Below are 6000 nucleotides of genomic sequence, written 5' to 3' on the forward strand. Positions count from 1 at the left end.
TAAAGAAACGAGAATTAAGTGAAGACCAATTGATCTTCACTTAATTCTCCACCTCTACAAAAGAGCAAAGATATTGCTTCGTCTATTTAAAAACAGACGAAAATCACATAGGTATAGTGCATCCGGCACTTTCTATTTTTTTGCACCTTTCAAAGACTCTCTAAGCACAAATTTTTGTAATTTCCCACTCGCATTACGAGGAAGTTCATCCACAAATAAATAATGACGTGGACGTTTATAATCCGCTAATTCATCACTTTCTTTACAATATATTTCTAAATCCTTTTCTGTAATCGCTTCATCTTTCTTTACGACAACGGCCACAACACGTTCTCCCCATAATTCATCTGGCTCTCCAAGCACCGCAACATCTAATATACCAGGATGACTATGTAGAAAATCTTCAATTTCACGTGGATAAATATTAACGCCTCCGCTAATTACCATATCATCCACACGATCTGCGACGAATAAATAGCCATCTTTATCGAAGTAACCTAAATCACCAGAGTGATACCATCCTTTATACATCGATTTTGCATTTGCTTCTTCTCGGTTATGATAACCAGCCATCATAGTTGGGCCACGCAAAATAATCTCCCCTACTTCATAAGGAGGCAATACATCATCCGGTTCTGCTGGTGCATCATCATTTGGTTTTACAATTCGAATTTCATGACTAAAACACGGTGTTCCCGCTGAACCTGCTTTCGTAATTTGATCTTCTTCTACAAGAAACGCAACAACTGGTCCCATTTCTGTCATTCCGTAAATTTGTACAAGATCAATATAAAGACGTTCTTTACATTCCTTCACTAATGCTGGAGCCATCGCCGCTCCTCCATATATACCAATCTTCATCGATGTTAAATCATACTGCGTTAAATCTTTTTGCAACAGCATATTCCACATCGTCGGTGCTGCAAAGAACGTCGTAATCTTCTCCTCTTGAATCGTATGTAATACTCTATCTGTATCAAAGTGATGTAAAATAACATTCTTTCCACCAACTTGAATACGCGGAATGATTCCAGCATTTAACTCGCCGCAATGATATAAAGGCGCCACTACAAGCCCAGCACTATCTCTATTATATTTTAAGAAATACGTACAAATCATACTATGCTCAGCCATTTCACGATGGCGATGTAACACGCCTTTCGGATGACCTGTCGTACCGCTCGTATATAGCATCGAACAATAATCCATTTCATCAATTTCGATATCTACTTTGTCAGAAGATGCTGCATTCACTTTTTCATGGTAAGAACTAGCATAGGAAGGTGTATCGTCTTCTATATACCAAAAAGACGAATTTGGAAAATCTCGTTCAATGATAGCAACAGTTGATTCAACTGCTTTTTCAAAGACTACGACTTTCGAGGCTGCGTCTTGGAGAATATACGATACTTCTTTTGCCTTTAAGCGGAAATTAATCGGGTTAAAGATTGCCCCTATTTTCGCACAGGCTAAGTAAACGTTTACAAATTCACGGCAATTATATAAGTAAACAGATACAGTATCTCCCTTTCTTACCCCTTCTTTCAATAGCGCTTGCGCCGTTTTATTTATTTGCTCATCCCACTGTTTATACGTCCAGCGAATATTTTTTTCCGGCTCTACTAACGCCTCTTTATTCGGATACTTACCAACAGCTAAATCAAATATTCTCCCTATCGTCATGTACATGCCAACAATTTCCCCCTTTTCTCTTTCATAAATCTATCATTTCGTCTATAAGTAGACATTGTCCTCTAATGATTTGACTAATTTTTCTGATTATTATCGACATTGTTTTACAAACAGTTCCAAGCGGAATTATATATGCATTTTTGAATATATAAATTTACAGACAAAAACTAACAAAATAAAAAAGAGATTGTTCCAACTTGGAACAACCTCTTTTTTCTTATACAAATAGCTCTTCTAAAATTTTCAGTTTGTCTTCTGTATATTTTACGAAGCCATCGTTATATGATTTTGGATCTTTCGGATTTGCGAAGTGCGTAATTGCTCCTGTTTTCGGATGAACAAATTTACTTGATGCACCACAACCAAGTCCGATAATTGATTGTACTTCTTCCATAATGACAATGTTGTAAATACTTTCTTGCGTCGGCATTGCATAACCAACGTTCTCTAAATTACCTAAAATATTCTTTTGACGATATAGGTAATATGGTACGTAATTATGCTTTTGCGTCCACTCTTCTGCTTCGTGCATCATCGCTGTAATTTCTTCGCGACCTGCTACTTTATATTTACGTTTGTTTTGCGTCATTTCAGAAGCACGTTTAAATGATAACGTATGAACTGTTAATGATTCTGGCATTAACTTTTCTGTTTCATCTAGCGTATGCTTAAAGATATCTAACCCTTCACCAGGAAGACCAATAATTAAATCCATATTAATATTGTTCATTCCCATTTCACGAGCTAAATGATACTTCTCAATTGTTTCTTCTACAGTATGGTGACGTCCGATCGCTTTTAATGTCTCTTGATGGTATGACTGCGGATTAATACTAATACGGTCAATGTTCCATTTATTTAACACTTCTAGCTTCGCTGGCGTAATTGTATCTGGGCGACCTGCCTCAACTGTTACTTCACGCACATTTTTCACATCTGGGAACGCTTCATACATTTCTTCATACAGCATATCCATCTCTTCTGCTGTAATACTTGTCGGTGTACCGCCGCCGTAATAAATCGTCGTAACTTTTACACCTTTTTCTTTTAAAAACTTACCAATTTCACGAACTTCATAATGTAAACCACCTAAGAATGAATCAACAGAACCTTGGCGTCCGTTAATTGCATACGCCGGGAATGTACAATATGCACATTTTGTTGGGCAGAATGGAATACCAATATAAATACTTACTTCCTCTTTCAAACGGTATAAATCTGGAACCACCGCTAATTGGCAATCCACAATACGTTGAAGAAGTTCAATTTTCTCTTCATGAATTAAATAGCTTTCACGAAGTTCTTGGTGCGCTTCTTCTTTTGACATACCATTTTGAAGCATTTTATGAAGAAGTTTCGTCGGACGAACTCCCGTTAAAATACCCCAGCTTTGTTCAATACCAGTTAACTGCTGAAGAACAGAAAGATATACATAAGAAACAACGTGTTTCACTTGCTTCATACGCTCTTTTTCATCTGTGAAAGCAGATAAATCTTTTGCGAATGTTTCTTCATACACATTTCCAGTCGCAACATCTGTTAAACGAGCAGATGCTTTTACATTCTCTTCAATGTGTATATCAACGATAAGATTTGCTTCCTCTTGTTCAAATCCAATCGTACTATCTTCAAAAAATAAGCCGCTAATATTTTGCAGCGGACGTAAAAAACGATCATCTTGTAACGTTTTAATTGAAATTAACAACATTATCACCTTTTCATTTGCAAACTCTCTTTAGTTTACTTGAAGGGCGTTGGCAGGTCAATACAGAAGGTTTTACCTTATTTTAATATCCTATTTAAAACAAACTGAATATTGATTTTTAACGAACTTTTCCTAGTTGTATGGACATTGTAATATACTCTTGTTACAATCTAGAACGTATTAGTACTTGCTACTAATTTAAATACATATAAAGGAGGACTCTTAACACGCAATAAAGACTATCACGTGTTAAAACAACTATGAAAAAAAAGCTTTACAACATTTTAGCACTATCTTTGGCATTACAAACATTTATAGTACCTACCCATTCATTCGCAGAAAATATAGAGAGAAATGCGGAATTGTCTATTGATGATCAAGCTTTAAAAAGCATTGAAGAACATGCAAAACAGCATAGACACGACGAAGAAAGCGATCTTGAAATCTCGGGTGAATATCTTCTCCACTTATCAACAAAAATTCCACTATACGATTCAAACGACTTAAAAACCAAAACAAATATTGAAATTGCTGAACCGGTAGTAAAGGCAACGAAGAAAAAAGGGAATGCATATTATATACAAACTACATTTGGTTCTGGTTGGATTAATAAGGAAGATAATAGTTTAGAAGTACAAGAGATTCATAAACTCTCAAATCAAAAATTAATTGTAACAGAAGAAGCATCAGTCTATTCATTCCCTTTCCAATCGTTTAAAGAAGAAACAAAATTACAGCCACAAACAGTAACTCCTACTGAACAAGCTGGGAATTGGTTTAACATTCAAATGAACGGAACTGAGAAATGGATTTATGCTCCTTCAGCTACATTCGACGGTACGAAAGCATCATTATTTGAAAAAACAGGTGCTATCGAAAAGAGAAGCGCAACTTTCTTCAAAACACCATCTAATTTGCCTACAAATAACGTTTATGGTGTTACATTTAAAGAAATGATTGTTCCAAAAGGAAACGAAAACATTCGTCCTGGCTACGCAATGGAACCGAAATATATTACAATTCATGAAACTGCTAATACAAGTAAAGGTGCTAACGCTTTAAATCATGCGAAGTACTTAGATAGCCAAGCCCGTGGAAATACGGATCGTTCAGCATCTTGGCATTTTACAGTAGATGACAAAGAAATTTATCAACATCTTCCACTAAATGAAGTTGGATGGCATGCTGGAAATAAGACAGGAAACTATGAATCTATCGGAATTGAAATTGCTGTGAATAGTGATGGAAATTATACGAAAGCGGTAGAAAATGCGCGCAAATTAGCTGCTTATTTAATGAATGAATTAAACATATCTCTAGATCACGTGCAAAAGCATCAATTTTGGAGCGGAAAAAACTGCCCTGCATTTATGATTCAACGCGGACAATGGGATGCTTTCTTAAAAGGCACAAACGCTTACTATAATGAACATCGTAAAGATGTTATTCCGCCGCCAGAAGTCCCTCATGAAAAAGACGACATTACAGGTGGATGGTATGAACAAGACATTCGTCAATTAGCAGCTAGGAAAATTATGTTCGGTGATGGAAATGGTTCTTACTGGCCAAACCGCCTCGTAACAAGAGCTGAGTTTGCAAATTTAATGTCGCGAGCTTTAAGATTACCAGCTGGAAACGCTAAATTTACAGACTTAAACGAAGCACACCCATCTTTAGTAGATGGAATTAACCGCGCCGCTAGTGCAGGTATCATTAATGGTCGTGGGAATAATAAATTTGATCCTAATGCTACAATAACACGTGATGAAGCTGTTATTATGATTGACCGTGCACTAGAATATAAATGGATTTATAGAAAAGAAGTGAAATTACCATTCACTGACCAAAACTTAGCATACGATAAAAAAGCATTACAAAACGTTTATGCATACGGAATTGTAAAAGGTAACGAACGGAATGAATTCGTACCAAAAGGCACAGCGACACGCGCTGAAGCAGCTGCATTTTTAAATCGAATGCTTAAGGTTATTGAAGCTTAAACAAAAAACTAAAAGGCATAAGAGATAACAATTCTCTTATGCCTTTTATAAAACTATTAACTATTTTTAATCATAAATCTAAGACGTATTCCTAATAAAACAAGAGCAAAACCAATGAATGGTAGATAATTCATATCATGTCCTGTAGCTGGAAGTTGTGCATGAGACGCACCTTGTCCTTTTTCTGGTAAGGTAGGTTTTCCTTTATCTACGTTTTCCATTCCTTCACCTGGATTTTCTGTCTCTTCACCTGGTTTCTCTGTTTCTTCACCTGGATTTTCTGTTTCTCCACTTGGTTTTTCTGTTTCTTCACCTGGATTTTCTGTCTCTTCACCTGGTTTCTCTGTTTCTTCACCTGGATTTTCTGTTTCTTCGCCTGGCTTTTCTGTTTCTTCACCTGGTTTCTCTGTTTCTTCACCTGGTTTCTCTGTTTCTTCACCTGGCTTCTCTGTTTCTTCGCCTGGCTTTTCTGTTTCTTCGCCTGGCTTTTCTGTTTCTTCACCCGGCTTTTCTGTCTCTTCACCTGGTTTCTCTGTTTCTTCACCTGGTTTCTCTGTTTCTTCACCTGGTTTCTCTGTTTCTTCACCTGGTGTTTCTGTTTCT

General features: G+C 36.6%; 4 protein-coding genes. 1 reads left to right on the forward strand and 3 read right to left on the reverse strand.

Features of this window, described 5'->3' with window-relative positions:
* Positions 1–132: 132 nt before the first annotated feature.
* Complete coding sequence (locus tag COL05_RS05090) at positions 133–1689, reverse strand: fatty acid--CoA ligase (RefSeq protein ID WP_098667820.1); 1557 nt, start codon at positions 1687–1689, stop codon at positions 133–135.
* A 220-nt stretch (positions 1690–1909) separates the two neighbouring features.
* On the reverse strand, positions 1910–3400 hold the full coding sequence (locus tag COL05_RS05095) for a coproporphyrinogen III oxidase (RefSeq protein WP_142337354.1): 1491 nt from the start codon (positions 3398–3400) through the stop codon (positions 1910–1912).
* 257 nt (positions 3401–3657) lie between these two features.
* Here COL05_RS05095 and COL05_RS30870 point away from each other — a divergent pair, with 257 nt between their 5' ends.
* Complete coding sequence (locus COL05_RS30870) at positions 3658–5397, forward strand: S-layer homology domain-containing protein (RefSeq protein ID WP_142337355.1); 1740 nt, start codon at positions 3658–3660, stop codon at positions 5395–5397.
* Positions 5398–5453: 56 nt separating this feature from the next.
* Here COL05_RS30870 and COL05_RS05110 read toward each other — a convergent pair.
* Positions 5454–6000: LPXTG cell wall anchor domain-containing protein (locus COL05_RS05110; protein WP_257152536.1), on the reverse strand; the 547-nt coding region annotated here is incomplete at its 5' end.

Source organism: Bacillus sp. AFS059628, assembly GCF_002571225.1.
Taxonomy (GTDB): domain Bacteria; phylum Bacillota; class Bacilli; order Bacillales; family Bacillaceae_G; genus Bacillus_A.